The 2,066-nt window shown below is 49.9% G+C and carries 2 protein-coding genes and 1 tRNA gene; 2 read left to right on the top strand and 1 reads right to left on the bottom strand.

Annotated features, from left to right (window positions below):
• The first annotated feature begins 3 nt into the window (after window positions 1–3).
• Window positions 4–75 (top strand) — tRNA-Met (locus NW849_RS14210).
• A 133-nt stretch (window positions 76–208) separates the two neighbouring features.
• Window positions 209–1,138, top strand: a complete 930-nt coding sequence (locus NW849_RS14205; protein ID WP_414358483.1) for a restriction endonuclease — start codon at window positions 209–211, stop codon at window positions 1,136–1,138.
• Window positions 1,139–1,261: 123 nt separating this feature from the next.
• Here the strand turns inward: NW849_RS14205 and NW849_RS14200 are convergent, their stop codons facing one another.
• Window positions 1,262–1,705 (bottom strand): DUF29 domain-containing protein, encoded by a 444-nt coding sequence (locus NW849_RS14200; RefSeq protein ID WP_414358481.1) that lies wholly within the window; start codon window positions 1,703–1,705, stop codon window positions 1,262–1,264.
• Between the last annotated feature and the right edge of the window lie 361 nt (window positions 1,706–2,066).

Raw genomic sequence — 2,066 nt, 5'->3', positions numbered from 1 at the left:
CCTGGCTCAGTAGCTCAGCGGTAGAGCAGGGGACTCATAAGCCCTTGGTCGCGTGTTCAAATCACGCCTGAGCCATCCACGTCAAACTTTTTTCAGAGGCTTCCCGGCCTGGCGGATACCCTAACTGGCTTGCAGCAGAGGGTTGGCGTAAAGTTATGGGTGGAACCTACTTCGGTTTGGGATCCCTGTCTTCACATCGGTTCTACAAATGGCCGTTCCCGATTATCAGAGCTTGATGTTGCCACTTCTTCAGTTTGCAGCCCGCAAAGGCACTGAAATATCAACCAGCGAAGCTGTTGAAGTTCTGGCAAAGGAACTGGGCCTCACAGAGGACGATCTCAGGGAGATGCTGCCGAGCGGTGTACAGCCAACCTTTGTCAATCGCGTCGGCTGGGCTGCAACTTATATGAAAAAGGCAGGGCTGCTGGAAACAACGCGCAGAGGATTCTACCAAATTACTGACCGCGGAAGAGATCTTCTTGAAAAACAGCCCAAAACCATCAATGTAGAGTTACTCAGGCAATATCCTGAGTTCATGGAATTTGAGAAGCCTAAAGGTACAAGAAGCAGCAACAAGGCAAGCAAACAAAAAGCTTTATCAGAGACTTCGGCAGCGACACCATTAGAGCAGTTAGAAGCTGCATATGAAAGTCTCCGTGACAAACTGGCTGATGAACTGCTTGCCAAGCTAAAGAAAGTATCGCCCGCCTTCTTCGAAAAGGTTGTTGTGGAGCTGCTGGTTAAAATGGGCTACGGAGGCTCACGAGCAGATGCGGGCAAAGCAATTGGCAAGAGTGGCGATGGTGGAATTGATGGGATCATCAAAGAGGACAAACTCGGTCTTGATGTTGTGTATATTCAGGCAAAGCGTTGGGATAGCAATCCGGTAGGTCGTCCTGATGTCATGCAGTTTGTGGGTGCTTTACAGGCTCAAAGAGCAAACAAGGGTATTTTTATCACTACCTCCAGGTTTACTGAAGACGCTAGCAGCTACGTTTCGCAGATCGGCAGTAAGATTGTTTTGATTGACGGCGAACAACTAACAAATCTAATGATTGAGCACGACGTTGGCGTATCTACAGTTTCGTTGTACCCAGTCAAGAAAGTTGATAGTGATTATTTTGAAGAGAGCATCTGACAACCGCATCAGCTCAGACCGTCAATTGGCCACAGCGAAATTGTCATTTGCCTAGGTGGAATGTTAACTATGAAAACGCCCAACTGAAAGAGGGAGATACGCCATGAGGGAAAGACGAGATCCTCACTGGGGGCTCTCCTGCTCAGGGTAAAAGTCGGGATCCATCACCTGATCCAACGTGTAGGGGCACCGGTCAGGCAGGTCATCTAGAGATAGGGGCGTTTCTTTAACCACCAGCAGGACGCTCTTTTGATAAGCTTTATTCATTGCTTCAACCAGATAAGACTTAAGGCTGGGATTATCCGCAATTAACTCCTGCACCTCTTGCCGCTGTTCGATAATTGTGGCTATCCTACTTTTGCTTCGTTGTTGAGGCTGAAACTGCCACTTTAGCAGATGGCCCACCAGGATCCCTAGCCGATTCACCAATTCGCGGCGTTCTTGCCTGCCCAAAGTCTCAATCTCCTCCACCAAGTTGGGAATATCCAATCGATCCCACTGCCCCGATCTCAGCAGTGCGGCTTGCTCTTGCGTCCAGGCATAAAAGTCGCAGTCGTAAAGCGCCATGATCCATTCCTAACAGGACACCGGCCAAAGATAAGTCAATCCTACCGGTTCCAGCCGTTGAGCTTCGACCTCATAAGTTTATCGAGTCCTCAAACTCTGTAGCTACAAAGCCTCGGATCTGTGGCAGCGTTGGATCCCAATGGGGCCTGACCCTGAACAATATGAGGTTTCAACAGGTCTGGAGCGCTTGATCACGGCCCAGGATCCAGGCGATAAGGGGGGGATCCCTGTGGTCAAGATAATACCGGACGGTTTGGGTCAGGTCGATCTCCAAGATGCTGGTGATCATCCTGTGCATGAGCTCCAGATGGATCCGGTCGTCCTAGGTAAGCAGAGCATACCTGCCATGGAGGCTGTTGTT

Source organism: Synechococcus sp. R55.3 (assembly GCF_047461975.1).
In the GTDB taxonomy this organism is placed as follows: Bacteria; Cyanobacteriota; Cyanobacteriia; order Thermostichales; family Thermostichaceae; genus Thermostichus.
The sequence above is the reverse complement of the archived record's forward strand: the minus strand, read 5'-3'. Positions and strand labels throughout refer to the sequence as shown.

Excerpts from the sequence above, each read along its gene's own strand:
- NW849_RS14205 (WP_414358483.1), top strand. The coding sequence starts at position 209 with ATGGCCGTTCCCGATTATCAGAGCTTGATGTTGCCACTTCTTCAGTTT.
- NW849_RS14200 (WP_414358481.1), bottom strand. The coding sequence starts at position 1,705 with ATGGCGCTTTACGACTGCGACTTTTATGCCTGGACGCAAGAGCAAGCC.